The organism is uncultured Brevundimonas sp. (assembly GCF_963977465.1).
Classification (GTDB): Bacteria; Pseudomonadota; Alphaproteobacteria; order Caulobacterales; family Caulobacteraceae; genus Brevundimonas.
The window spans coordinates 641,888-664,666 of the sequence record NZ_CAXBOQ010000001.1 but is presented as its reverse complement, the minus strand read 5'-3'; the positions used below and the strand labels follow the sequence as shown (position 1 = coordinate 664,666).

Annotated in this window: 26 protein-coding genes and 1 tRNA gene; 16 read left to right on the top strand and 11 right to left on the bottom strand. The window is 63.5% G+C overall.

Annotated features, from left to right (window positions below):
• Window positions 1-53: 53 nt before the first annotated feature.
• Together AAC067_RS03505 and AAC067_RS03500 are read right to left on the bottom strand one after the other, a co-directional pair.
• Window positions 54-1,160 carry a glycosyltransferase family 4 protein gene (locus tag AAC067_RS03505; protein WP_339929569.1) on the bottom strand — a complete coding sequence of 369 codons (1,107 nt, stop codon included), beginning with the start codon at window positions 1,158-1,160 and terminating at the stop codon, window positions 54-56.
• Window positions 1,157-1,939 carry a lysophospholipid acyltransferase family protein gene (locus tag AAC067_RS03500; RefSeq protein WP_339929567.1) on the bottom strand — a complete coding sequence of 261 codons (783 nt, stop codon included), beginning with the start codon at window positions 1,937-1,939 and terminating at the stop codon, window positions 1,157-1,159. The genes AAC067_RS03505 and AAC067_RS03500 overlap by 4 nt, the downstream gene beginning before the upstream one ends.
• 222 nt (window positions 1,940-2,161) lie before the next feature.
• Here AAC067_RS03500 and AAC067_RS03495 point away from each other — a divergent pair, with 222 nt between their 5' ends.
• The 5 genes from AAC067_RS03495 (at window position 2,162) to AAC067_RS03475 (ending at window position 5,401) form a co-directional block, all read left to right on the top strand.
• Window positions 2,162-3,460, top strand: a complete 1,299-nt coding sequence (locus tag AAC067_RS03495) for a class I SAM-dependent methyltransferase (RefSeq protein ID WP_339929565.1) — start codon at window positions 2,162-2,164, stop codon at window positions 3,458-3,460.
• A gap of 412 nt (window positions 3,461-3,872) precedes the next feature.
• Window positions 3,873-4,403 (top strand): JAB domain-containing protein, encoded by a 531-nt coding sequence (locus AAC067_RS03490; protein WP_339929562.1) that lies wholly within the window; start codon window positions 3,873-3,875, stop codon window positions 4,401-4,403.
• A 101-nt stretch (window positions 4,404-4,504) separates the two neighbouring features.
• A complete protein-coding gene (locus AAC067_RS03485) occupies window positions 4,505-4,786 on the top strand; it encodes a hypothetical protein (protein WP_339929560.1) in 282 nt (93 codons plus the stop codon).
• Window positions 4,779-4,979: a hypothetical protein gene (locus AAC067_RS03480; RefSeq protein WP_339929558.1), complete on the top strand. Its 201-nt coding sequence runs from the start codon at window positions 4,779-4,781 to the stop codon at window positions 4,977-4,979. The genes AAC067_RS03485 and AAC067_RS03480 overlap by 8 nt, the downstream gene beginning before the upstream one ends.
• Window positions 4,976-5,401, top strand: a complete 426-nt coding sequence (locus AAC067_RS03475; RefSeq protein ID WP_339929556.1) for an AlpA family phage regulatory protein — start codon at window positions 4,976-4,978, stop codon at window positions 5,399-5,401. Before AAC067_RS03480 ends, AAC067_RS03475 begins: the two co-directional genes overlap by 4 nt.
• Before the next feature lie 382 nt (window positions 5,402-5,783).
• Here the strand turns inward: AAC067_RS03475 and AAC067_RS03470 are convergent, their stop codons facing one another.
• Window positions 5,784-6,008, bottom strand: coding sequence for a hypothetical protein (locus AAC067_RS03470; RefSeq protein ID WP_339929554.1), 225 nt, complete (start codon window positions 6,006-6,008; stop codon window positions 5,784-5,786).
• A gap of 591 nt (window positions 6,009-6,599) precedes the next feature.
• On the opposite strand from AAC067_RS03470, the gene AAC067_RS03465 reads away from it, so the two are divergent.
• Complete coding sequence (locus AAC067_RS03465) at window positions 6,600-7,061, top strand: MucR family transcriptional regulator (protein WP_339929552.1); 462 nt, start codon at window positions 6,600-6,602, stop codon at window positions 7,059-7,061.
• A gap of 128 nt (window positions 7,062-7,189) precedes the next feature.
• Here the strand turns inward: AAC067_RS03465 and AAC067_RS03460 are convergent, their stop codons facing one another.
• The 4 genes from AAC067_RS03460 to AAC067_RS03445 form a co-directional block, all read right to left on the bottom strand.
• Entirely contained in the window at window positions 7,190-8,002 is an 813-nt protein-coding gene (locus AAC067_RS03460) for a DNA/RNA non-specific endonuclease (protein ID WP_339929550.1), read from the bottom strand.
• On the bottom strand, window positions 7,999-9,402 hold the full coding sequence (locus tag AAC067_RS03455) for a DUF2235 domain-containing protein (RefSeq protein ID WP_339929548.1): 1,404 nt from the start codon (window positions 9,400-9,402) through the stop codon (window positions 7,999-8,001). Before AAC067_RS03455 ends, AAC067_RS03460 begins: the two co-directional genes overlap by 4 nt.
• Window positions 9,403-9,908: 506 nt before the next feature.
• A tRNA-Thr gene (locus tag AAC067_RS03450) sits at window positions 9,909-9,984 on the bottom strand.
• A 59-nt stretch (window positions 9,985-10,043) separates the two neighbouring features.
• On the bottom strand, window positions 10,044-10,487 hold the full coding sequence (locus AAC067_RS03445; protein WP_339929546.1) for an HIT family protein: 444 nt from the start codon (window positions 10,485-10,487) through the stop codon (window positions 10,044-10,046).
• Window positions 10,488-10,588: 101 nt separating this feature from the next.
• Between AAC067_RS03445 and AAC067_RS03440 the strand changes: the two genes are divergently transcribed.
• From AAC067_RS03440 to AAC067_RS03425, 4 genes are all read left to right on the top strand, one after another.
• Window positions 10,589-10,954, top strand: coding sequence for a phage holin family protein (locus tag AAC067_RS03440; protein ID WP_339929544.1), 366 nt, complete (start codon window positions 10,589-10,591; stop codon window positions 10,952-10,954).
• Between the two features lie 730 nt (window positions 10,955-11,684).
• Window positions 11,685-12,248 carry a DUF2239 family protein gene (locus AAC067_RS03435; RefSeq protein WP_339929542.1) on the top strand — a complete coding sequence of 188 codons (564 nt, stop codon included), beginning with the start codon at window positions 11,685-11,687 and terminating at the stop codon, window positions 12,246-12,248.
• A 142-nt stretch (window positions 12,249-12,390) separates the two neighbouring features.
• Complete coding sequence (locus AAC067_RS03430) at window positions 12,391-13,017, top strand: hypothetical protein (RefSeq protein WP_339929540.1); 627 nt, start codon at window positions 12,391-12,393, stop codon at window positions 13,015-13,017.
• A gap of 3 nt (window positions 13,018-13,020) precedes the next feature.
• Window positions 13,021-14,172: a DUF262 domain-containing protein gene (locus tag AAC067_RS03425; RefSeq protein ID WP_339929538.1), complete on the top strand. Its 1,152-nt coding sequence runs from the start codon at window positions 13,021-13,023 to the stop codon at window positions 14,170-14,172.
• Here AAC067_RS03425 and cobS read toward each other — a convergent pair.
• Window positions 14,169-15,173: a cobaltochelatase subunit CobS gene (gene cobS / locus AAC067_RS03420; protein ID WP_339929536.1), complete on the bottom strand. Its 1,005-nt coding sequence runs from the start codon at window positions 15,171-15,173 to the stop codon at window positions 14,169-14,171. The two genes, AAC067_RS03425 and cobS, sit on opposite strands and share 4 nt — an antisense overlap.
• Before the next feature lie 125 nt (window positions 15,174-15,298).
• Here cobS and AAC067_RS03415 point away from each other — a divergent pair, with 125 nt between their 5' ends.
• Genes AAC067_RS03415 through AAC067_RS03400 form a run of 4 tightly spaced genes read left to right on the top strand, consistent with a single transcriptional unit; the run spans window position 15,299 to window position 18,970 of the window.
• Entirely contained in the window at window positions 15,299-15,925 is a 627-nt protein-coding gene (locus AAC067_RS03415) for a TetR/AcrR family transcriptional regulator (RefSeq protein ID WP_339929534.1), read from the top strand.
• Window positions 15,922-16,902, top strand: a complete 981-nt coding sequence (locus AAC067_RS03410; RefSeq protein ID WP_339929532.1) for an HlyD family efflux transporter periplasmic adaptor subunit — start codon at window positions 15,922-15,924, stop codon at window positions 16,900-16,902. The genes AAC067_RS03415 and AAC067_RS03410 overlap by 4 nt, the downstream gene beginning before the upstream one ends.
• Window positions 16,899-17,846, top strand: a complete 948-nt coding sequence (locus tag AAC067_RS03405; RefSeq protein ID WP_339929530.1) for an ABC transporter ATP-binding protein — start codon at window positions 16,899-16,901, stop codon at window positions 17,844-17,846. Before AAC067_RS03410 ends, AAC067_RS03405 begins: the two co-directional genes overlap by 4 nt.
• Entirely contained in the window at window positions 17,846-18,970 is a 1,125-nt protein-coding gene (locus tag AAC067_RS03400; protein WP_339929528.1) for an ABC transporter permease, read from the top strand. The genes AAC067_RS03405 and AAC067_RS03400 overlap by 1 nt, the downstream gene beginning before the upstream one ends.
• A gap of 39 nt (window positions 18,971-19,009) precedes the next feature.
• Here the strand turns inward: AAC067_RS03400 and AAC067_RS03395 are convergent, their stop codons facing one another.
• The 3 genes from AAC067_RS03395 to AAC067_RS03385 all read right to left on the bottom strand — a co-directional run bounded on the left by AAC067_RS03395 (window position 19,010) and on the right by AAC067_RS03385 (window position 20,456).
• Window positions 19,010-19,180, bottom strand: coding sequence for a hypothetical protein (locus tag AAC067_RS03395; protein WP_339929526.1), 171 nt, complete (start codon window positions 19,178-19,180; stop codon window positions 19,010-19,012).
• A 128-nt stretch (window positions 19,181-19,308) separates the two neighbouring features.
• A complete protein-coding gene (locus AAC067_RS03390) occupies window positions 19,309-19,737 on the bottom strand; it encodes an organic hydroperoxide resistance protein (RefSeq protein WP_339929524.1) in 429 nt (142 codons plus the stop codon).
• Between the two features lie 53 nt (window positions 19,738-19,790).
• The gene (locus AAC067_RS03385; protein WP_339929522.1) at window positions 19,791-20,456 is read right to left on the bottom strand and encodes a J domain-containing protein; all 666 of its coding nucleotides are present in this window, start codon (window positions 20,454-20,456) and stop codon (window positions 19,791-19,793) included.
• 45 nt (window positions 20,457-20,501) lie between these two features.
• Between AAC067_RS03385 and AAC067_RS03380 the strand changes: the two genes are divergently transcribed.
• The gene (locus tag AAC067_RS03380; RefSeq protein ID WP_339929520.1) at window positions 20,502-20,804 is read left to right on the top strand and encodes a BolA family protein; all 303 of its coding nucleotides are present in this window, start codon (window positions 20,502-20,504) and stop codon (window positions 20,802-20,804) included.
• Window positions 20,805-20,898: 94 nt separating this feature from the next.
• A complete protein-coding gene (locus tag AAC067_RS03375; RefSeq protein WP_339929518.1) occupies window positions 20,899-22,716 on the top strand; it encodes a response regulator in 1,818 nt (605 codons plus the stop codon).
• Window positions 22,717-22,779 lie beyond the last annotated feature (63 nt).

Below are 22,779 nucleotides of genomic sequence, written 5' to 3'. Positions count from 1 at the left end.
GGGTGCCTCATAATGCTCGGCTCTCGAAGGGCCGGGCAACATGGGCTTGCGGATCAATCCAGGACGGCGAAGCTCTTCTGTTCGCGCACTGCGGCCACGGAGCTGTTCGTCAGTGTCCTGGCAAAGGGCCGTCGCGCCGACATATCCGCATAGACGTCCAGATACCGGCGAGCCATGGCGGTGGCCGAGAACCGCCGGTCGAAGCGGGCCCGGATCGCTGCGCGGTCCAGCAGATGCGCCCGGCCGGCGGCGGCGACCGCCTGTTCTACGGTGTCGACCAGATAGCCGGTTTCGCCATCCTCGATAACTTCGGGGGTGGAGCCGCAGCGGAAGGCCACCACCGGCGTGCCACAGGCCATGGCCTCGATCATCACCAGACCGAACGGTTCGGGCCAGTCGATCGGAAACAGAAGGGCCTCGGCCCCGCCGAGGAAGGCGGACTTTTGGTGATCGCCGATCTCACCGACGAATTCGATGAGGGGATTGCCGTCGATCAGCGGCTTTATGACGGTCTCCCAGTAGACCTTGTCAGCGGCGTCGATCTTGGCCGCTATCTTTAGTGGCCTGTTGAGTCTGGTGGCGATCTCGATGGCCCGATCCGGTCGCTTCTCGGGCGAGATGCGGCCGAGGAAGGCCAGATAGCCCTCCGATTTTGGGCAGAAGCGGTAAAGCTCGCCCGGCATGCCGTGATGGACGGTCGCCTTCCAATTGGCGTGGGGCAGGGCACGACGCTGGTTGTCGGAGATCGACACCAGGCCGAACTCGGGCCAGTGTTCGTAGACGCCGCCGATATCCTTCATGTCCAGTCGGCCGTGCAACGTCGTCAGCGTACGGTTGGCATACCGTTCGAACATCGGAAACTGGATCATGTCGGTGTGGAAATGGATCACGTCGAAATCGTCGGCGCGCTTCAGCACCTCGGCCAGCATGACCATATGGGCCGCGAGGTCCGACTTGAACGGTGCCGGATCCAGTCGCATGGCCTGATCGCGCACCGGGATCAGCCGCGCGCGCGTGATAGCATCGGCGCTGGCGAACAGCGTAACGTCGTGGCCCAGTTCAACCAGGGCGTCGGTCAGATGAGCGACCACCCGTTCCGTCCCGCCGTACAGTTTCGGCGGCACGGCTTCATACAGCGGCGTGACTTGCGCGATCTTCATGAGCGGAGTTCCGGAATTTGGGGGGAGGCGAGGCAGTTCGCCGACAAACAGGACAGTGAGGACACTCGTCGCTTTTCGATCCCAACCGCCTCGGCGTGCATTGAAGCTTGCGCGGTTCGGGTAAAATCCTTCGTGCTCAGGCCGGGACTGATTGGTTCCAGGAACGAAACAGTGATGATCCCTGCCCGTTTGGGAAGGCCGCCGACACTCCAGAAACGCCCCGAATCCAGGACAACAGGAAGGGCCGGGACGCCTAGTGCCTTGTAGAGAAATTCGACACCGCGTCGGAATTCGATCGGTTCACCGACTGCCTTTCGGGTGCCTTCAGGAAAGATCAGTACCGGGCGTCCGGCGGCCAGAGCCGCTCGACCTTGCAACGTCATCTCTCGGAGCGCAGCGGATGCCGATGTCCGATCGATCAGGATCATGGGCGAGTTCGTTAGATACCAGCCCATCACCGGAATATGCAGGAGTTCCTGTTTGGCCACGATCGCGACATCCGGAAACATGACGAGTGCCGCCAAGGTCTCCCATGTCGATTGGTGGTTGGAAACAATCAGGCCAGGCGTACGGGAAACGTGCTCCCGGCCCCGTTCCCGGTGCCGCAAGCCAATGATGCCGACCAGCATGGACAGAACGCCACGGGCCCAGACCCGCGACAACATTCGCACCGTTGAGGGCTTCGCCCTGGCGATCCACAAAAATGGGATCGCCAAACCAAACAGCACCGTCCAAAGGCCCCACAGGGCACCAAAAATGAGCGAACGCAGCGTAGACACCTGACCCTCCGTGCGGGCGGCGACCAGAAGGGCCGCTTCAGTCACTCAACGGACGATGCAGTCTCCATTTCATTACATTCAGGCACGGTCGCCACGTCCGACTCCAAGACGTCATAGCGTCGGCAAGGGTTTCGACTCTGGGCTCGGAATCCTGCGCTTCGTGTAAGGCCTGCCTCTTTGACGCGTCTCACCTGCGACCCCTGTGCATGTAAGGTGATACCGATGATGAAAGAAGCCCTTCGTTCGATCCTGCCCGAACGCATCGCCTTCAAAATTCTTGCCAAGGCGCTCGAGCGCGCTGTTCAGCAAGGGTCACTCGTGGTTGTCGATCCTTGGGGGCAGCGCCACGTCTTCGGCTCTGAAGACACGCCAAGGGCAAGCGTTCGGCTTGATGATCCCCGAACCCCGGCCCGCGTGCTGGCTGATCCCATGCTCGGTGTGGGTGAAGCCTACATGGACGGTACTCTGGTCCTGGAAGAGGGTTCGCTGCGCGACTTACTAGTGATCGGCGTTTCCATCGCCGATGACCTCGCTAAAGCATCACCCGCGGCGCGTGAGTTGGCCGGACCTTTCCAGAAACGCCAACGGCGCAATCCAATCGCCCGGGCTCGAGCCAATGTCGCCCATCATTATGACTTGTCCGAAGACCTCTATCTCCTGTTTCTTGACCCTGACCTGCAATACTCGTGCGCATATTTTCAGGACGGCGACGAGAGCCTTGAGGTCGCCCAGGCCAAGAAGAAGCGTCATATCGCGGCGAAACTGCGCCTGGAGACGGGTGGCCGTGTGCTCGATATTGGAAGTGGCTGGGGTGGCCTGGCGCTCGAACTGGCAAGTCGGCATGGCGTCGAAGTCGATGGCCTTACCCTATCCGACGAACAATTGAGGGTCGCCTCTGCTCGTGTGTCAGCCAGCGGATTGGAGCCGCACGTACGCTTTCATCTTCGCGACTACCGCCATGAGACTGGAACCTACGACCGCATCGTGTCGGTCGGGATGTTTGAACACGTCGGTCAACCGCACTACCGGGAGTTCTTCAATATCGTCCACCGATTACTGGCGCCGGACGGGCTCGCGGTCATCCATGCGATCGGACGAACGGGTCCGCCAGCCGAAAACGACCCATGGATCGAGAAGTATATCTTTCCCGGCGGATACTGCCCGTCATTGTCGGAAGTGTTCACGGCGGTCGAACATAGCGGGTTACGGGTGACTGACGTTGAGCTCTTGCCGCTCCACTATGCTGAAACCCTTCGGTGCTGGTCGGAACGATTCCGCGCTAATCGGGCCCGCGCCGCCGAGATCTACGATGAGCGCTTCTGCCGCATGTGGGAGTTCTATCTTGCGGCCTGCGAAGCCGCGTTCAGGGTCGGAAGTATGACCGTCTTTCAGATCCAGCTTACCCGAGACATCAAGGCTTCTCCGGCCACTCGGGACTATATGATCGACGAGGAACGGCGTTTGCTTGTCTCCGAGAACAGTCCGATCGATGAGCGGTTGCCTTGTGACGATTTATCCTGAGGCGGCAGCGAACCCCTGACGGTCTGCTCATCGATGAGGCGAAGACCTCGAACGCGCGCGCGGAACCGGTGCGAGAACCGACGAGATCATCACGCCGGACGCCGGCGGGGTGCAACGCGAACTCCCTTCGACGGTTGGGCAGGCACCGCTCCTGACACGCCGCGTCCTTGCGTTCGAGTTCGCATCATGGAGCTGAGGTGCTGACAATGATGATCCGGGCAGTCGACCCTCGCTGGGATCGGCTCGGGCGAGGGCTGCAGTCCGCATGACCGCGGCGCTGATCAGAAGTCGTTCCACCGGCTCAAGGTGGCGGACCGCCGGCCAAGCCGCGGGTCTGTCACAAGTCTAACCAGGGAGAGAAAGAAAGGCCGGGCGGCGGGTGCTCCGTGGTGGAGCGGAGAAGGAGACCGCCATGAGACCGATTCCGACCCGGGCCCTGGGTCCGTGCCCGAACGAACGCCTGCCTGCAGGGCCGACCCTGGTTCATGCGGTGCTGGATGATCAGGCCCTGCTGAGTTTGATGTTGAGGCGAACCGGCAATGGCCCGGGTGCCGACACGGATCGGCTTGCCGGTATTCTGCTGGAGCGGTTTGCGGGCCTGGGGGCTGTCGTCGCTGCCGAGCCCGGCGAACTCAGGCGCACGCCTGGCCTCGACCCTCTTGCCCTTTCGGATATCAAGCTGCTGCGTGAACTGGCGGTTCGACTTGCGCGCGAAGACAGCTGTCGCCGCCCCGTGATCACGTCGTGGACCGCCCTTTTGACCTATGTCCGGGCGGCGCTCGCTCAAGAGCCCCGCGAACAGTTCCGGACCCTGTTTCTGGATCGACGGAACATCCTGATGCGGGATGAACTGGTGGCGCACGGCACCGTGGACCACGCCCCTGTGTACAGCGCCGGCCCGGCGCGCGTGGCGACACTGGGTCGGGTTCCGGACATAGCCTAAACCCGGTCGTATGTGGCGACTGTGGTGGACTGTTATCTGGCGCTGACGGCGGGCCAGGGCGTCGTCAATGCCCGGCAGTGCCGTCCCCGGGGAGGCGGGCGATGATCGGGGAGACGGAGGACGCCGGGGAGATTGCTCCGGCGATCGACGAGCCGCTGCTGACGCGAGTGGAGGCTTCAGCCTTCCTGGTCTCGTTCGGGATTCGACTGAAGCCGGCCACCCTGGCGCGGCTGTGGTCCACCGGCGGGAACGGTCCCCCGTGCCGTCACATCCGGTCCAGGCCCTTCTATCCACGAGACCTGTTGCGGGACTGGGCGCGGTCGCAGATTTCGGACATCCGCACCGGCGCGCCGCCCGCTGCGAGGGGGCGTCGCCGTGGCTGACCGGTTGACCAGGGACGTCGCGGCGGCCCCGACGATCGCGGCTCTGTTGGCGGACCCCGCCGCCAGTTTCGCGGTCAAGGCGGTGGCACGGCGATGGGCGGCGCGCGATTGCGTCGACGCCGCGGTCGACGCCCGGGCGCTTTGCAGGATCTTCGAGGCCGCCGCTGACGGGATGCTTGGAGGCGCGTCATGACGTTCGAACCCGAAAACGGACCGGTCGAGACGGGCGGGCCGGAAGACCGGCTGTTGCCGTGGGATCGGGTAAGGGACGTCACCGGCCTCAGCCGGTCGACCGCATGGCGACTGCAACAGGTCGGGGATTTCCCCGAACCCGTGCGTATCTCTCCCAACCGGGTAGGCTGGTGGGAAAGCGAGCTGACCGCGTGGAAGGCGACCCGGACGGTCCGCGGCCTGCCGCATTCCAAGCCGCTGGCCCGGCCCCGGGAGCCGAAGCTGATCCAGACCACGCGGTCGCCCCGCCGCAAGCCTGACAAGGAGGCGGTCGTCGCGACAGGCGCGGTCTCGTCGACGCCTTCAGGCTCGGCCTCGTCGCCTGCGGCGACCCGACGGCGGAAGAGGCCAGCCTCGGTCGACCAGATCGATTTCGGGTTTTAGGCCGGGATGCGCTCCGCGACTTCGAGGAAGGCAGCGCCTGGGTCTTACAGCGTACCGCCGATTACACTTCGGCCTATTCGCTAAGTGACCTGAGCGGACATTTTGGCACGCTAGGGTCCGGCGGACATTTTGCCCCCGATCTGGTGGACTATGAGAAATCGACCAAGTGCCTCAGGGCCCGAGGCGCGACCAAGGCGCGCCGCATCGGCCAAGAAAGGTGCGGCGAATCCTGTCCTTCAACCGATAGAGCCGGCCTAAAGGCGGATAAGGCCGCACGTATGCGGTTTCTCATGTTGGCTTTGCTCGGTCCCCGACCGTCAGGCCGCGTGCGCGTATTGCCGGCTTCAGCCGGAACGGGGTCTCGAAACCGGCGACCAGACCGTCAGGAGGCCGCTTCCGGACAGGCGGCACCAGCGAGCTCGTCAAAACGGGCACGGGCCTTGGCCTCGTCATAAAGGATCTCGCTCTGTCGAGGAGGCGCGACGACATAGTACATCGTCACCGGCGCCAGTGACTGACGCTCGCGACGCCAAAGGGCGAACCCCTCCCGGCCCTCCAGGCGGGTCCAGGTTCCGGCGTCGTTGGGGTGGTCCGGGATCGACGCCATGGCGGCTCCTTCGATGAACGGTGGCAGTGGATTGAGTCTGGGAGACTGGCCTGGATGAAACGCCCTGCAAAAGGCCGCAGCCGAGCGAGGTCGAATCAGGCCCTGTCTCCGCTCCAATCAATGCTTTTCAGGGCACGTCGTATCGTTTCGAGCGACATTTTTGCGCGGCGACTGCCCCACTACTGCCCCACTAACTCGTTTTTAGTAGAAAAATCATCCGTGAGCAGACTATCGTGTTCTGCTAACCAGCTGATTTTTAGTCGAAAAAAAGTGGTGGATGCGACAGGGATTGAACCTGTGACCCCCTCGGTGTGAACGTTCTGCCTACGGCCGGCGGACCCAGCCCGGTCCCGCAAGGGCGGTCGCTCGGTCCCAAACTTATAGTTTGGCTTCACGATATCCCCCTGTCCCGTCAGCGTCTGGAAGCGATCTGTTCGAATATTCGCAAAGAACAAATCTGACATTGCACCCTTGTCTTATGGGTTTTCTGGCGTGTGGATTGCTTAATCTGATAAGGGAATTTTGTATTTTATCGAGTTACTTCCTAACGATCGGTTGGTCGTATCAGCCGCACATTGATCGAGACCTCTTATGACCGACCTGACGGATCGCCTCTTGGACATGACGGTTGGCATCGTCGCCAACTACGTGTCTTCCAATCGTCTGAACGCGGACGAAATCGGAGGCTTCATCAAGTCCGTGCACCAGTCATTGGCGACAGCTGGTACGGCCATTGTTGAAGACAAGGCTGCAAAGACGTTGAGGGACGCCGAAGTGAGAAAGCTCATCACCCCTCAGGGAATTCGTAGTCTGATCGACGGCCGGACATTCAAGTCGCTCAGGCGTCACATTGGCGCACATGGTTATACGCCGGAAAGCTATCGGGAAGCGTTCGGTCTTCCCGTGGACTTTCCAATGGTCGCTGCAGTGTATTCAGCCGAACGGTCCGCGTCGGCCAAGGCGATGGGATTAGGCGCAGGTGGTCGCCAGGGCAAAAAAGCCAAGGTTCAGCAAAAGCCGAAGCTTAAACGTCGTCAGGCTCGTGAACGCTGAGCTGGCCTGAATTTCTACCGCGTGTGTTTCGACTGTAAGCTCAATTTAAGAGCTACCGATGCAGGCTCGGGTGAGGGGCTGACAGGGGTCTCGTACAAAGCGTTTGTCGCTCAGAAACGACAGCCCCCCTACTCAGGCAGAGGCGTAACGGGCGCAGAAACGCAGCCCAGGTCCGGGCTCAGGTCCGAGAACGCCCTGGCTTGGAGCCGTGGGAAAAGCTCCAGGTCCGCTCGAATCTCTACCTCCTCGAGCGTTGTTCGCATGGTGCAATAGGACGCTGATCGCGGAGTGTCCTGATCGAAGATGAAGGCCGCCACCCGGCCATCCGACGTCGCGAGAACCTTCCAATAGGCAGAAGGCAGGCGGTGCCGCTCATAGCCGTTCGGCATGGGCATCGACGGCATCATTCGCTCATAGAGGGGGCCGGTGAGAACATAGAGCGTCCGCACGGGATCGTCAGGAGAGGGCCGCGCCACAAACCGGCGCTCTTGTGCTTCGAGGTATTGCCACGAAGCCTGGTTGAGCGCGGATCGCTGTGGCGTGATGTTGGAGAGAATGTTGGTGTCTTCGGCAAAGGGGGTACCCGAAAAGGCCGCCAGGGGCGCTTGGTGGCCTCGATCGATCTGAAGGGTACCAGGCGCGTCGTCGTAATCATTGGGTTCGAGCGTTTCAGCCTCTGACAGCCAGGGGTCGGCCTGCCACCGGCGTCCCCCGGAGGTTCCGACCGTGTCGCTGGTGATACGGTAGGCCACCCAGTCCGCGAACTTGCGACGGTCGTTGGACGACAGGGTATAGATTTCTCGCACGATCACGTCGTTGGTCGCCGAGGCCCCGGTCGGGCACCCGTTCAGGCAATGCAAGGTATGTAGTTCGGCGCGATCCTGGGCGATTGCCGGCAGTGCCGACACCGTAACGGCCAGGATCAGGAAAAGTCGCTTCATGGCTGCTTGTCCTTGGCTGCCGGTTTCGAAGCGGGCTCGACCCAGGGATCGTTGGGAATTTTTAGGATCCAGCCAGGGTAGATGCGATTGGCGTCTTCGATTTGAGGATTGGCGCGGTAGAGGCTCGGCCACTGCTGCGCGTCGCCATAGAAGCGTTTGGCCAGCTTGCCGAGCGCATCACGAGCCCGAACCTCGTAGAGGCTGTAGAGGCCGCTGTAGGGTTGGCCGAGACCGACCTCTGCAGGGTCAAGAGCGTCGAGATCAGCGGCGACCGCCTTCAAGGCCCCCGGTCGATAGGCGCAACGCTCGGGCAAGGCCTCGGCCGATTCCAAATAGCGCCGTCGCGCGCTGAGGCTGACCTCGTAGAGTGCGCGCGGACCGCGGCGATCAGAGGGGAACAGTCCCATGATCCATCCCATGAATGAAAAGCCGGGGGGGACGTTATCGACGGGTACGAGGTGCGACGGATTCAGGCTGTAGATTCGGGAGGTCGAGGTGGAATCCAGTTTCAGGCCTCGTCTGCGAGCGCCTGACAGGACCCAGTCCAGGGCCTGGTCCGAAAGGCCTCGCTCCGGGCCGCCGCCACCCACAGAGCCATGGGTGCCCGGGAACCACTTCTGTTGATAGGGCGCGAGTTCATCATCAGGGTCGACCCCAACGGTCTTATTGAGTGCATCCGCGCTTTCCCAAAGCGTAGGTTGGAAGTCGCGGCGACGCTCATCAAGGGCGACTGCGTGCCGGGCACTATTGACGAAATCCGTGACCCGCGTGTCGTGGAATGCGTGCCGACGGTTGGCTGGATCAAACCACCAGCGATAGCGGAAGGGAATGCCGAGCGACCCGACGGTATCCCAGACCCCCAGATAGGTGATTTTCAGAAGGGGGACTTCCTCGACATCCGTCTCTGGTTGCCGGGCCCGGCGCCAGGCCAGCTCGTCGTCCGAGACAACGACTTGCGACGTGAAGTCCAGCCGCCATTGGCGCATGGCGTCAGAATCCGAATGCGTGGAGTCCCTGCGGGATTTGTAAAGTTCAATCGCTTCGGAAGCACGAGCCGCTTCCGCTCGCCGCAGAATGCCGCAGTTTCGAAGAAGGCCGACGAACGATCGTGCCGTATAGGCCCCGCGCGAGAAGCCAAAGACGTATATCTCGTCGCCCGGACTGAAGTTGAAGATCAGGAACCGATAGGCTTGGGCGAGGTTCGCCACCATACCGACACCGAAGACCCCGCCTGCTAGGCTTTGGAGGAAGCTCGTCCCTACGCCCTCGTCGTAGTAGATGAGTTGGGCGTGATCGCCATCGAGCGGGTCTACACTCTCCGCCGTTATGACGACGTTGGTCGGAAAAGGAGCCTCCAGACGGTTCCACGTTCCATCAAAACAAAACACCAGCCTTTTCATGTGCGCCCCTCCCTGCTGATCCACGAAATCGACCTTAGCGCAGTCGTACGTCAGTTCCGGACGCCAGCCAGAAGAACTGGACAGCGCGCCTTTAGCGGGAACCGTAACACACGGTCTGATGGCTCAGCTTCGCAATATTGTCGACCAGCCCGAAGGCTTCCCCTGTCCCCAGGAGCTCGGATCCGCCGCATGACACTGCGGCCAATCGGACGACCCTCGAGTGTCATATCTCTCGGAGGTGACGGGGTGTCGGGGCAATGTCCGAAGTCGGCACCTTGTCTCGGTCGCCGCTGCTTGCATGGGCAACAAGGCGCGACATCGCTCCATACAGCGATGATCACTGCCCCTTTGTTACCCCGCGATGTGCTTGTTGCAGCCGGTCCTGTTCCGAATTCGGAAACCCTCTGACGCGTCCTGAAACCGTCTGATGGGATCCAGCGCTGTGCCCCCGGTGTGCCCCCGATCTTCAATTTTGGGAAATGAGCCGGGCTAAGTTATTGAAAACATGGTGCCGGTTGCAGGATTCGAACCCGCGACATCCAGTTTACAAAACTGGCGCTCTACCAACTGAGCTAAACCGGCCCCGTGTGTACGGACGGCGGCCCTTATGCTGGCGCACGGACCGCGATGCAAGATGCCGATCAGCCGGGATCGAGGGCCGCGGCGATCCGCTCGGCGATGGGGCGCAGGTTGGCGGCCTCGGCCATCGGGGCGTGACCGTGACCCTTCATCGGCCGGTCGGCCCAGCGCGGGATGATGTGGACGTGCAGATGGAACACGGTCTGGCCGCCGGCCTCGCCGTTGAACTGCATGATGCTGAGGCCGTCGGGCGTCAGGGCGCGGTCGACGGCGCGGGCGGTGCGGTGCACGGCGGCCGTCAGCCGGGTCAGGACCTCGAGCTCGACCTCGAGCAGGTTGCGGGCCTGCGAGGTCTTTGAGATCACCAGCACATGGCCCTCGGACTGGGGAAACACGTCCATGAAGGCCAGCACGTGATCGTCTTCCCAGACTTTCACGGCCGGAATCTCGCCGCGCAGGATTTTGGCGAAAATGTTGTCGGGGTCGTAGGGGCCGGTCAGACTCATGGGATCTCCTCGTCGGTGCCACACTATCAAAACGGGGCAGGCAGGGGGAGCCCGACGGCGCGCGATGCGCTATCGTGGTCCGGCTATCGACAGGAGACGTCATGCTGAGATTCCTCGTCCAGGCCTTGGTCACCGCCCTGGGGCTGTGGCTGGCGGCGCGCCTGATTCCGGGCGTCGACTTTGCCTCGACCGGGTCGCTGATCGCGGCGGCCCTGCTGCTGGGCGTCGTCAATGCCGTGGTGCGGCCGATTCTGGTGTTCCTGACCTTCCCGATCACCCTGGTGACCTTCGGCCTGTTCCTGCTGGTGGTGAACGCCGCGACCATCGGCATCGTCGCCTGGCTGCTGGGCGGGTTCACCGTGGCGGGCCTGTGGCCGGGCATCGGCACCGCCGTGGTCACCGGCGTCGTCAGCTGGATCGCCGGCTCGATGATCGGTGACGACCGGAGCTATGCCCGGCGCGACTGAGCCCACGCGAAAGCCCCGCGCGGGTTTCCCGGGCGGTGAGGGGCGTTGGCGGAGCGCCGGGCGCACGCCCGGTGTGTTGAATAAATACCGTTTCGGCGAACGTCAGACGCTCCGCGCGGACGGGTTTCCACTGTGCCTAGACCATGGGCATCGCTTTTAACGAGCGGTCCGTCTGCACGCGGCGGGCAGGGATGGCAGCGACCATCTCCTGGACCGGTACGGGTACTCCTCCCCGCCCCTGGGCCGTCCGGCCTTCCACCCGGCTCGACCTCGCATCCCCTCGGCAAGCGACCCCGCAGGGTCTGGCTCCGGGTTGCGCCCGCTCCATCCGCTCCCGCCGCCGCTGCGGATCGCCGGCCGAGCGAGCCCCCCGTGCGACGGGACAGGGGGATGATGGCACGGGCCGGAACCAGGGCGGGAATTTTGCGGGGGGAAAAGGGTAGATGGTTGAATAGGAGGGGATTTGAGTAGCGCCTATAGGCGGATTTTTGGCAAACATGTCGCATCGCGTCCCTCTCCCGGCGGGAGAGGGCTTGAGCGAATCCGAGCGTCAGCGAGGGTTCTGGCGCGACCCGAAGGGCGGCGCGAAGCGTCAAAGGGTGAGGGGTTATCGTGCGATCACGGTGGCACCGTACGCCCACACCCCAACCCCTCTCCCCCGGGAGAGGGGCTTTGATTGTTTCACCCGGGTAATATTGACGCGCCGGTTTTATCCGGGTAAATCCGGCCCATGACCCAGACCCCTGACATCACCTGTACCGCCTTCGCCGGCCACCGTCTGATTGGACGGGGGTCACCGCATGAAGTGGTGGCGGCGGTCAAGGCGGCGAGTGAGGCGGGGGAGGCGGCGGTGCTGGTGTTCAATGACGCCGACGCCCGACCGCTGGAGTTCGACCTGCGCGGCGACCTGGCGGCGGTGCGGGCGCGGCTGACCCCGGCGTCGCCCGAGCCGGAAAAGCGCGGGCCGGGGCGGCCGAAGCTGGGGGTGACGGCGCGCGAGATCACCCTGTTGCCGCGCCATTGGGACTGGCTGGCGACCCAGCCCGGCGGGGCCTCGGTCGCCCTGCGCAAACTGGTCGAGGCGGCGGCGCGGGCCAGTGAGGGGCCGGACCGGGTGCGCAAGGGGCGCGAGGCGGCCTATCGCTTCATGACCGCCGTGGCCGGGGATCTGCCGGGGTATGAGGCCGCGACGCGGGCCCTGTTCGCCGGGGATGGAGGGGGGTTCGCGACGGCGACGGCGGCGTGGCCGGGGGATGTGCGGGACTATGCGGCGGGATTTGTGGCGGGGCACTGAAGCAGGGGATTTGCCCGCCCTTCTCCCCTTGCGGGAGAAGGTGGCAGCCGCAGGCTGACGGATGAGGGGGCGCGCCGGTCTCTCGACACGCGACGGCGAGTTCACTTATCCGCGTGCTTGAACAAACTTTCTAAACGTTAGATTGTTCGGCCTGGACGGGTTGATTCAAGGCAGAGGCGTGGCAGCGACAGAACCTTCGAAAGATCAAATTAGAAGCGGTGTCCGCCAGTCTCTTGCCGGTGTCTCCGGTGTCATTGATCGTGCTCGGCACCTCTATCTCGACCGTCAGTCGTTCGCTCTTGCCGACAAACATCAAAACGAATTTGCAATTAAGAGTAAGGTCGCTGAGCGGTACAAGATCGCTTTTCGATCTGTCGTATTTACTGGATCCTCTCAGCTCGGCTTCAGTCCTGTAAAGGACACAATGTATGAGGTAGGCCGTTCAGATTTAGATATCGCATGTATAGATGCGAAACTGTACATAGAGTTCTGGGAGGCTGCTGTTGGAGCGAGCGGGGCCTTTTCAGACCAATCGAAGTTTGGTTCAGCCGAAAAACTCTCTCGATTCAAAGACCAAATTTCACGGCGAGGAATGATCCTGGTGGATTTCATGCCAAAGTCTACCTTGAAAAGCGCTGAGATAGCATTTCAAGATGAACTGAGTCGCAACTACAGAAGATTCTTTGGTAGAGTCTCTATCGCAATTTACATGAATGAGTACGCTTTTTGCTGGAAGCAATCTTCAGCAATCAATGCGTTGATGGGGTAGAAGATGCAAAATGATTTGCGCTATAGAGTAACGTCCCGCGAAATTGGCGACTTGCTCTCAGGCCTCAAAGCGGGAACGCTGATTGTCTCCCCGTACTTTCAGAGAAATCTTGTCTGGAGAGACACTCACAAGAGAGAATTTATTGAAACGATTCTAGAAGGTTATCCGTTTCCGCAAATTTTTCTTGCTCGGGGTCCGATAGATCTTGAAACCATGCGGGCCTTCACGTGCGTCGTTGATGGCCAGCAGCGACTTAACGCAATTAGAGAGTTTGCCGCCGGCAACATTGAAGTCGGCGGGCGCAAATTTTTTCAGCTTACCTCGGAGGAGAAAACGGAGTTCGTCAAATACGAAGTACCGGTGATTGACTTCGATCTTGACGTGGGCGATCCGCGACTGAAGGACGTGTTCAAACGATTGAACCGAACATTCTATTCGCTCTCGGCGATCGAACGAATGGCAACGGAATTCAGCGCCTCTGAGTACATGCTTATTGCCCGTTTGTTGAGTGATGACATTCCAGTTGATGATGAAGCTGATCAAGAAGCCAGCGCAGGCATCGACGAGGTGGATGATGCAGGCGGAGAGCCTGTTGAAGGGGTGCCTGTAGAGATATTCGAGAACGCCTTCCTTCGTGACCCTGGGATATCGGAAGAAAAATGGGCGTGGCTAGTAGATCGAGCCCGTGGAAATTTTCCGGTTCTTTTGGCGACCGCGGACGTCTTCTCACCCTATGAGTTCCAGCGGAAAGTGCCTCTAATGTTCGTATTGAATATTATGACCACAGTACTTTCTGGATATTATAATAGAAACGTGAGAGTTAAATCGTATCTCGAAGATTTCAGTGAAGAATTCGATGCTTCTGATGAAGTGGTGGATCGTCTCAATGCGGTCGCGAGTGAGGTTGACGCGCTGAATCTACCCGCTGAGTCCATCTGGTGGAATAAGGCAAATTTCTTCACCTTGATTGTCGAGATGTTCTCCTTCGGAGGACGGGAGTTGAACGTGGCCGCGACGCGGGCTGGGTTGCTAGCTTTCGAGGCGGCCTTGCCGGCGGACTATGCTTTTGCCGCTCGGGAAGCTGTGAACAACAAGACCCAACGTGAAACTAGAGCGGGTCACGTGCAGGGCTTGCTCGTGTACGCTGACGCCTAACCCACCTTCACCCGCGTCGCCGCCTCGGGGAGGTCCTCCCCGAACGCGCGCTGGTAGAATTCCGCGATCGTCGGCCGTTCCAGCTCGTCGCACTTGTTCAGGAAGGTCAGCCGGAACGCCAGGCCGACGTCGCCTTCGAAGATGATGGCGTTCTGGGCCCAGGTGATGACGGTGCGCGGGCTCATCACGGTGGAGATGTCGCCGTTCATGAAGGCGTTGCGGGTCATGTCGGCGACGCGGACCATGGCGGCGATGCGACGTTTGCCCTCGGCGTCGTTCCACTCGGGCACCTTGGCGACGACGATCTCGCCCTCGACGTCGTGGTCGAGGTAGTTGAGCGTGGTGACGATGTTCCAGCGGTCCATCTGACCCTGATTGATCTGCTGGGTGCCGTGGTACAGGCCGGAGGTGTCGCCGAGGCCGATGGTGTTGGTGGTGCTGAACAGGCGGAAGAACCGGTTCGGACGGATGACGCGGTTCTGGTCCAGCAGGGTCAGGCGACCCTGGGCCTCGAGCACGCGCTGGATCACGAACATCACGTCGGGGCGGCCGGCGTCATATTCGTCGAACACCAGGGCGATCGGGCGCTGGATGGCCCAGGGCAGCATGCCCTCGCGGAATTCGGTGACCTGTTTGCCGTCCTTGAGGACGATGGCGTCCTTGCCGACCAGATCGATGCGGCTGACGTGGGCGTCGAGATTGACGCGGACCATCGGCCAGTTGAGCCGGGCGGCGACCTGTTCGATATGGGTCGACTTGCCGGTGCCGTGATAGCCCTGAACCATCACCCGCCGGTCGAAGGCGAAGCCGGCGCAGATGGCGAGAGTCGTCTGCGGGTCGAAGCGATAGGCCTCGTCGAGCTCGGGCACATGGCTGTCGCGCGTCTCGAACATCGGCACGATCATGTCGGAATCGACCCCGAAAGCCTCGCGCACCGTCACCTTGCGGTGCGGTTCCAGCGTCAGCAGCGGGTCGGGGGAGGCGTCGAGGGGAGAGGTCATGCACAGACACTTATGAAACCGCAGGGGCGGGGTCCAGCGCCGTGGTCGCGGAATCCGCCGGGGAGGCTTTACGAAATGACTCCGTTGATTTAATAACTAACCGGTCAGTTATTAAAAGGGTGTCCATGCTGCCTCCCGGTGAACCGAAATTCCGTCGTCGTCCCGCCGAGCGGCCGGCGGAGATTCTGGCGGCGGCGCTGGAGGTGTTCGCGGCGCGCGGCTATGCGGCGACGCGGCTGGACGACGTGGCCAGGCGCGCCGGCGTGTCCAAGGGCGCGCTGTATCTGTATTTCGAGACCAAGGAAGACCTGTTCCGGGCCGTGGTCGGCACCGCCATCGGCGGCAATCTGGCGCACCTGAAGGACCTGGCCGGGGCCGAGGTGCCGTTCGAGGCGGCGGCGCGGGCCGGGGTCGGCCTGCTGGCACGGACCCTGGCGAGCGACCGGCGCGTGTCCGGCGTGATCCGGCTGGTGCTGGTCGAGAGCCGCAACCTGCCGGAACTGGCGACCATCTGGCACGAGACGGTGATCGTTCCGGCGCTGGGTCTGATCACCGGACTGATCCGTCAGGGACAGGCGAAGGGCGAGATCCGGGCCGGCGATCCGCGCCTGTTCGCCCTGGGGATCATGGGGCCGCTGCTGCTGGGCGTGCTGTGGCGCGAGACCTTCGAGCCGGTCGGGGCCGAGCCCGTGGATATCGAGGCACTGGCGGCGCAACATCTGGATACGGTGCTGGGAGGCATGCGGCCATGAAACGGATTCGACCGGTTGTGGGGATCGTCGTGGTGGGGGCGCTGGCAGCGCTGCTGGTGTGGGGCCTGTTCCTGCGCGACAGCGGCCCCCGGACCTTGTCGGGCTATGTCGAGGGCGATCTGATCTATCTGGCGGCCCCGGTCTCGGGCGCGGTCGAGGCCCTGTATGTGCGCGAGGGCGAGTGGGTGGCGGCGGGTGGCCGTACCTTCCTGATCGATCCACGGGTGCCGCAGGCCCAGGCCGAGTCGGCGGCGGCGGCGCTGGCGGCGGCCGAGGCCCATGCCGATGATTTGCGCAAAGGTCAGCGGGCCCAGGAGCAGGCGGTTTATGACGCCCAGCTGGCGGCGGCCGAGGCGCAGCTGCGCGAGGCCGAGACCAGTTACAACCGGATCGCCCCGCTGGTGGCGCGTGGCATCTATGCTCCGGCGCGTCTGGATCAGGAGCGGGCGGCACGCGACACCGCCCGGGCCCAGGTCGAGACTGTGCGACGCCAGCGCGCGGTCGGGGCTCTGAGCGCCCGCGCAGACGCGATTATGGCCGCCGACCAGCAGGCGGCGCAGGCGCGGGGCGGGTTGAACGGGGCCGAGGCGGTGCTGCGGACCCTGTCACCGCCGGCCCCGACCGGGGCGCGGGTGCAGCAGATATTCTTCCGTCAGGGCGAATGGGCCCAGGCCAACCAGCCGGTGCTGGCCCTGCTGCCGGACGCGCGGATCAAGGTGCGGTTCTTCGTGCCGGAGCGGTCGGCGAACCTGTACCAGCCCGGTGGCACCGTGCAGTTCGGCTGTGACGGCTGTCCGGGCCTGCGCCGCGCGCGGATTACCTGGGTCAGCGCCACGGCCGAGTTCACCCCGCCGGTGCTGTACAGCCGCGGCAGCCGCGACCGGCTGGTGTTCATGGTCGAGGCGACGCCGGAAGACCCAACGTCGCTTAACCCCGGCCTGCCTGTGGACGTGGTGCCGCTGGAGGTTGCGCGGTGAGTGAGGGAGCAGCCCCGGCTGGTGATGGTCCTGCGATCGACGTGCGCGGGCTGAACAAGTCGTTCGGGGCCCTGCATGCGGTGCGCGACTTCGGCATCACCGTCGAGAAGGGCCGGATCTGCGGCTTTCTGGGGCCGAACGGCGCGGGCAAGACCACGACCCTGCGCATGCTGTGCGGCCTGCTGAAACCCGACAGCGGGTCGGGCACGGTGCTGGGGCTGGACGTGCTGGACGAGGCGCGGGCGATCAAGCGGCGGGTCGGCTATATGACGCAGAAATTCTCGCTCTATGAGGATCTGTCGATCGAGCAGAACCTGGTGTTCATGGCCCGGGTTCACGAGCTGGACCGGCGTCAGCAACGGGTCGATGCGGCGCTGGTCAAACTGGGACTGGAAGCGCGGCGGGCGCAGCTGGCCGGGACCCTGTCGGGCGGCTGGAAACAGCGGCTGGCGCTGGCGGCGGCGACCCTGCACGAGCCGGACCTGTTGCTGCTGGACGAGCCGACGGCGGGGGTCGATCCGGAGGCGCGGCGCACCTTCTGGGACGAGATTCACGCCCTGTCGGCGGCCGGTATGACGGTGCTGGTGTCGACCCACTATATGGACGAGGCCGAACGCTGCCACGAGATCGTCTATATCGCGACGGGGCAGATCCTGGCCCGCGGCACGGCCGACGAGATCATCGACGGGGCCGGGCTGGTGACCTTCCTGGCCGAGGGGCCGGGGGCCGACCGGCTGGCCCCGCAGCTGCGCGGAAAGTCGGGGGTGGAGATGGCCACGGCCTTTGGCACCACCCTGCATGTGTCCGGCCGCGAGCGGGCGGCGCTGGAAGCGGCCATCGCGCCGCTGCGTAAACCGCCGTTGACCTGGACTGAGACGCGACCGTCGCTGGAGGATGTGTTCATCCATCTGATCGCCGGTCTGAGACAGGAAGAGGCGGCCTGATGTTGTCGCTGAGCCGCGCCTGGGCCGTGATGTCCAAGGAGTTCATCCAGCTGACCCGCGACCGGCTGACCTATGCGATGATCCTGATCATGCCGATCGTGCAGCTGCTGCTGTTCGGCTATGCCATCAACAGCGATCCGCGCAGCCTGCCGACGGCGGTGCTGGTGCAAGATCAGGGGGTGATGGCGCGGCCGGTGCTGAACGCCCTGACCAATACCGGCTATTTTCGCATCACCGTCGCCGCCAACAGCCAGGCCGAGCTGGACCGGGCGCTGGCGCGGGGGGACGTTCAGTTCGCGGTGGTGATCCCGGCCGATTTCAGCCGCAAGGTGGTGCGCGGGCAGGCAGCCGAGATTCTGGTCGAGGCCGACGCCTCGGATCCCTCGGCGGTCGGTGGGGCCGTGTCGGCGCTGGCCGGTCTGCCGGCCCAGGCGCTGGCGCGGGAACTGACCGGACCGCTGGCCCGGCCGAAGTCCGCACCGCCGTTCGAGGTGGTGGTCCACCGCCGCTACAATCCCGAGAACATCACCGCCTTCAATGTGGTGCCCGGGCTGCTGGGCATCATCCTGTCGATGACGCTGGTGATGATGACGGCCCTGGGCATGGCCCGCGAGCGTGAGAGAGGCACGATGGAGGCCCTGCTGGCCACGCCGGTGCGGCCGATGGAGGTGATGGTCGGCAAGCTGACGCCCTATGTCCTGGTCGGCGTGGTGCAGGCGGGGCTGATTCTGGTGCTGGCGCGGCTGCTGTTCGCGGTGCCGATGAGCGGGGGCTGGCTGGCGCTGAGCCTGGGCCTGCTGCTGTTCATCATCGGGTCGCTGGCGCTGGGTTTTCTGATTTCGACCGTGTCGCGCACCCAGCTGCAGGCAATGCAGATGTCGTTCTTCTACATGATGCCGTCGATCCTGCTGTCGGGCTTCATGTTCCCGTTCCGCGGCATGCCGGAGTGGGCCCAGGTGATCGGCTCGATCATTCCGGTGACCCATGTGCTGCGTGTGGCGCGCGGCTCGCTGCTGAAGGGCAGCGGGGTGATGGATTCCTGGCCCAGTCTGGCGGCGCTGGCGGCCTTCCTGCTGGCGGTCGGGACGCTGGCGATGATTCGCTACCGGACGACGCTGGACTGAGGCCCGGCCTCTCCGACGAGAGGACCGGCCCGGGCACCGTCAGCTACGATTGCGGGACGAGCCCTTGCGCAGCACGGCAACGACAAGGGCACCGACACGGGACGCGACACCGACGACGTCAAAGGCGTGCAAATCACTGTCCCGTTCGCTGGCGAACCAGTGCGACAGGCGCGCCTTGCGGTTATTGCGTCTCTGAAACTTGTCGAACATTCCGGGGGCGCGCCTCCAAGCGCTGCAGACGGATGAAACCCCTCTGCAGAACGTTGGTTGCGAACACCGGTCGATCCAGATGGAGCGAGCGTGGTTGTTTTACTGGTTCCGAACGGTGGGAACGGGTTTCAGCCGGCGCTCAGGGCGACGTCCACATTGTTGCGGGTAGCGTTGGAGTAGGGACAGACCTGATGGGCCTTCTGGATCAGGTCATCGATGACAGCCTTATCCAGCCCGTGGTCGGTGATCTTCAGGGCGATATCCAGATTGAAGCCCTCGCCGCGGGTGTTCTTGCCGAAGCCGACGGTGGCCTGGACCTTGGTGTCGGGGCCGACGGGCGTGCCGGCCTTGCCGCTGACCAGCCGCAGGGCCCCGAGGTAGCAGGCGGCATAACCGGTCGCGAACAGCTGTTCCGGATTGGTCCCGTCGCCGCCCTTGCCGCCCATTTCCGTGGGGACGGACAGTTTGACGTCGACCTTGCCATCGTCGGTGCGGGCGTGGCCGTCCTCACGTCCACCGCCTTCAGCGGTCGCGTGTGCCTTGTAGAGTACGTCCATGGGATGGGGTCCTTCGTGGGGGACACCTTACCTAGGCACGATTGCACCCTCTGCTAGGCCAGGCCGGCCTTCTTGAGGATCTTCCAGGCGCGGATCACGCTCTGCAGCTTGGCCTCGGCCCCGCGGTCGCCGCCGTTGGTGTCAGGGTGAAACCGCTTCAGCATCTCGTGGTAGCGGGCCTTGATGTCCGACTTCTCGGCACCCGGCTCGAGACCGAGGTCCGACATGGCGGCGCGTTCCAGCTTGCCGACGCGGTGGTCGTCGGCCGGATTGACCTGCTCTTGGGTGCGGCGGTCGAACAGGCCGAAGCTGTTGCTCCACGAGCCGGCGGGACCGGTGTGGGCCTTGCCCAGCTTGGCGGCATTGCCCGCCGCCTCACGCGAATTCTTGCTGGCCTTCATGTCCCAGGTCGGGCGGCCACCGGTCATGGCCTCATTCTCCTGGGCGGCGCGGACCTGGCCTTCGCTCATGCCGGCGTAGAAGTTCCAGTTCTTGTTGTAGGCCCCGGCGTGGGACTGACAGAAGTCATAGAAGTCGTTCAGCCGCTCACGCGACTTGGGTGCCCGGGCGGTAGCGGCCTTGCTGCAGTCCGGCCAGTCGCAGGCCTTCTCGCCCGGCTTCAGGTGCAGGACGTCCTTCTCCGCCGCCTCTTCCTCGGCGCGTTGCGGCTTGATCCGCATATCCTTGAATCGGGGCGTGTATTGAAAATCGGCGCTCATGCCCGCAAGTGTAGGGGGGAATTGGTCATCATCAAGGAACTACCGATGCCAGAGGGCCCAATCGCGACAATTATCCGCGAAAAACTGACATTGGCCCTGAATCCGGAGCGTCTGGAGATCGAGGATGACAGTTGGCGGCACGCCGGGCACCATCATGACGGTGGTATGGACGCGACTCCGGGTGGCGAAAGCCATTTCAATCTGACGGTGGTTTCCGGCGCGTTTGAGGGGCTGGGGCGGCTGGCCCGCCAGCGGGCTGTGACTGCGGCCCTGCGCACGGAACTGGCCGGACCGATCCACGCCCTGTCAATCCGGACCCTGACCCCCGCTGAAGCCGGCGCTGATTAGCTGTCGATATCCGACGCTTAGGTAGAATCACGTTCATCTCATCTTAGCGGGTTGGTCCTAGCGTCACGCCGGGTTGTTATCCGTGGGGCGACAAATGGTTGAATCCGATGCGATAGATAAGGGTCTGGCTGGCGATCAACGCCCCGGAGAGGCCGCACAGGCCCTGCGGGCGATCTTGCAGACCCAATATCTCCGTTATCTGATCATTATGAGTTGGGCCCTGGGCCTGCTGGGCACGATCGGCGTCGGTGTGGCAGCCATCTGGCTGGTCAGCACCCTGGCAGCCGGTACGCTGCGTGGTGCCGTCGAAAAACGCATCAGCGACCGTGTCGGTGCCGGGTGGGGCCTGGTATTCCCCGCCGTGGCGACCATCACCACTGCCGTCTGGGCGACCGCACCGCTCCTGGCCTGGTTCTCTGACGCGCCGTTCGGCCGCGCCCTGGCCATGACCCTGCTGGTTTGCGGTTATGTGCTCGTGTTTTCGCAGCTTCGAAGCTCGCCGCGTCAGGCCCTCGTGATTTCGTCGCCCTATGGCCTGTCCGCCCTGATCATTCTGGCCAGCCTGTGGGGCACGCCGGTGTTCTGGTCCTTCCTCGGCGTTGTACCGTTCACGGCGGCCGGGCTGTTCGTTCTGGTGATGATGACGATGCTGCGGGAAGAGCGGATTCGCGCCTTCCAGGAGCATCAGGCCCATCTGATCGAGGAGCTGGAGACGGCCCGCGACCGGGCCAATGCCGCCAGCGACGCCAAATCCAACTTCCTGGGCGTTATTTCCCACGAGCTGCGCACGCCGATGAACGGCGTCCTGGGTGCCGCCCAGCTGCTGAGCGCCACGCGGCTGGAAGAGACCCAGCGCGAATATCTGTCGATCATCCGCAACTCGGGCGACAATCTGCTGTCGCTGCTGAACGACATTCTCGACATGACCAAGATCGAGGCCGGCAAGATGACCTTCGACGTCGTCGACGTCGTGGTCGAGGACCTGCAAAAGCGGGTGGTCGGGCCGTTCCAGGCCCAGGCCGAGGCCAAGGGTCTGGACTTCCGGATGGTGTTCGAGGGCGAGAACCCGGCGATGGTCAAGGGCGACCCGCTCAGGATCTGCCAGGTGATCCAGAACCTGCTGGCGAATGCGGTGAAATTTACCGACGCCGGAGCCGTCACCTATACCGTCCGCGGCGAGCGCCTGTCGGACAAGGTCGTGCGGTTCGAATACGAGGTTCGGGATACGGGATCCGGGATCGCGGCCCCGGATCTGGAGCGTCTGTTCCAGCCCTTCACCCAGGTCGACGGCTCTTCGACCCGGCGCTTCGGTGGCACCGGACTGGGCCTGACGATTTCCCGGCGCATGGCCAATATCATGGGCGGTGACATCGCGGTGACCTCGACCTTTGGCGAGGGCTCGGTCTTCACCTTCAGCGTCGAGGCGGAGGTGGTCGAATGGGCGCATATCGCCCCGGCCGAGGCGATCGAGGCCGAGGTCGGCGACGGGCGTCACCTGACCGTGCTGGTGGTCGAGGACCATCCCGTCAATCGCATGATCCTGGAGGCCTGGATGGGGTCCGCCGGCCACGTCTCGGCCACGGCGGAGAACGGCCAGATCGCCGTGGACATGGCGCAGGACCAGGCGTTCGATCTGATCATTATGGACGTCAACATGCCCGTGATGGACGGGCTGACAGCGACCCGCGCGATCCGCGACAGTACCGGCCCGAATGCCGAAACTCCGATCGTTGTGCTGTCGGCCTCGGCGCGAAATGAGGACCATGAGGCGGGTCTCGAGGCCGGTGCCGACGCCTATCTGAACAAGCCGATCGATTTCGCGGCCCTGGCCAAGGTAATGAACCGGGTCGGGAGCGGACGCGAAGGCTTGCAGGCGGTCGAAGGCGGCGACGAAAAGGTGGCCGCAGCCTGATCCAGCTCGCCTCGAGCGCCGCGTCTGACTGGAAAGGCATTCTGCCTGCTGCGCGCCGGTTGT

Excerpts from the sequence above, each read along its gene's own strand:
- AAC067_RS03395 (WP_339929526.1), bottom strand. The coding sequence starts at position 19,180 with ATGTTCGACAAGTTTCAGAGACGCAATAACCGCAAGGCGCGCCTGTCG.
- AAC067_RS03465 (WP_339929552.1), top strand. The coding sequence starts at position 6,600 with ATGACCGACCTGACGGATCGCCTCTTGGACATGACGGTTGGCATCGTC.
- cobS (WP_339929536.1), bottom strand. The coding sequence starts at position 15,173 with ATGACCTCTCCCCTCGACGCCTCCCCCGACCCGCTGCTGACGCTGGAA.
- AAC067_RS03435 (WP_339929542.1), top strand. The coding sequence starts at position 11,685 with ATGACCCAGACCCCTGACATCACCTGTACCGCCTTCGCCGGCCACCGT.
- AAC067_RS03485 (WP_339929560.1), top strand. The coding sequence starts at position 4,505 with ATGATCGGGGAGACGGAGGACGCCGGGGAGATTGCTCCGGCGATCGAC.
- AAC067_RS03385 (WP_339929522.1), bottom strand. The coding sequence starts at position 20,456 with ATGAGCGCCGATTTTCAATACACGCCCCGATTCAAGGATATGCGGATC.
- AAC067_RS03490 (WP_339929562.1), top strand. The coding sequence starts at position 3,873 with ATGAGACCGATTCCGACCCGGGCCCTGGGTCCGTGCCCGAACGAACGC.
- AAC067_RS03425 (WP_339929538.1), top strand. The coding sequence starts at position 13,021 with ATGCAAAATGATTTGCGCTATAGAGTAACGTCCCGCGAAATTGGCGAC.
- AAC067_RS03475 (WP_339929556.1), top strand. The coding sequence starts at position 4,976 with ATGACGTTCGAACCCGAAAACGGACCGGTCGAGACGGGCGGGCCGGAA.
- AAC067_RS03375 (WP_339929518.1), top strand. The coding sequence starts at position 20,899 with ATGGTTGAATCCGATGCGATAGATAAGGGTCTGGCTGGCGATCAACGC.
- AAC067_RS03460 (WP_339929550.1), bottom strand. The coding sequence starts at position 8,002 with ATGAAGCGACTTTTCCTGATCCTGGCCGTTACGGTGTCGGCACTGCCG.
- AAC067_RS03495 (WP_339929565.1), top strand. The coding sequence starts at position 2,162 with ATGATGAAAGAAGCCCTTCGTTCGATCCTGCCCGAACGCATCGCCTTC.
- AAC067_RS03470 (WP_339929554.1), bottom strand. The coding sequence starts at position 6,008 with ATGGCGTCGATCCCGGACCACCCCAACGACGCCGGAACCTGGACCCGC.
- AAC067_RS03380 (WP_339929520.1), top strand. The coding sequence starts at position 20,502 with ATGCCAGAGGGCCCAATCGCGACAATTATCCGCGAAAAACTGACATTG.
- AAC067_RS03505 (WP_339929569.1), bottom strand. The coding sequence starts at position 1,160 with ATGAAGATCGCGCAAGTCACGCCGCTGTATGAAGCCGTGCCGCCGAAA.
- AAC067_RS03400 (WP_339929528.1), top strand. The coding sequence starts at position 17,846 with ATGTTGTCGCTGAGCCGCGCCTGGGCCGTGATGTCCAAGGAGTTCATC.
- AAC067_RS03415 (WP_339929534.1), top strand. The coding sequence starts at position 15,299 with ATGCTGCCTCCCGGTGAACCGAAATTCCGTCGTCGTCCCGCCGAGCGG.
- AAC067_RS03410 (WP_339929532.1), top strand. The coding sequence starts at position 15,922 with ATGAAACGGATTCGACCGGTTGTGGGGATCGTCGTGGTGGGGGCGCTG.
- AAC067_RS03445 (WP_339929546.1), bottom strand. The coding sequence starts at position 10,487 with ATGAGTCTGACCGGCCCCTACGACCCCGACAACATTTTCGCCAAAATC.
- AAC067_RS03440 (WP_339929544.1), top strand. The coding sequence starts at position 10,589 with ATGCTGAGATTCCTCGTCCAGGCCTTGGTCACCGCCCTGGGGCTGTGG.
- AAC067_RS03455 (WP_339929548.1), bottom strand. The coding sequence starts at position 9,402 with ATGAAAAGGCTGGTGTTTTGTTTTGATGGAACGTGGAACCGTCTGGAG.
- AAC067_RS03390 (WP_339929524.1), bottom strand. The coding sequence starts at position 19,737 with ATGGACGTACTCTACAAGGCACACGCGACCGCTGAAGGCGGTGGACGT.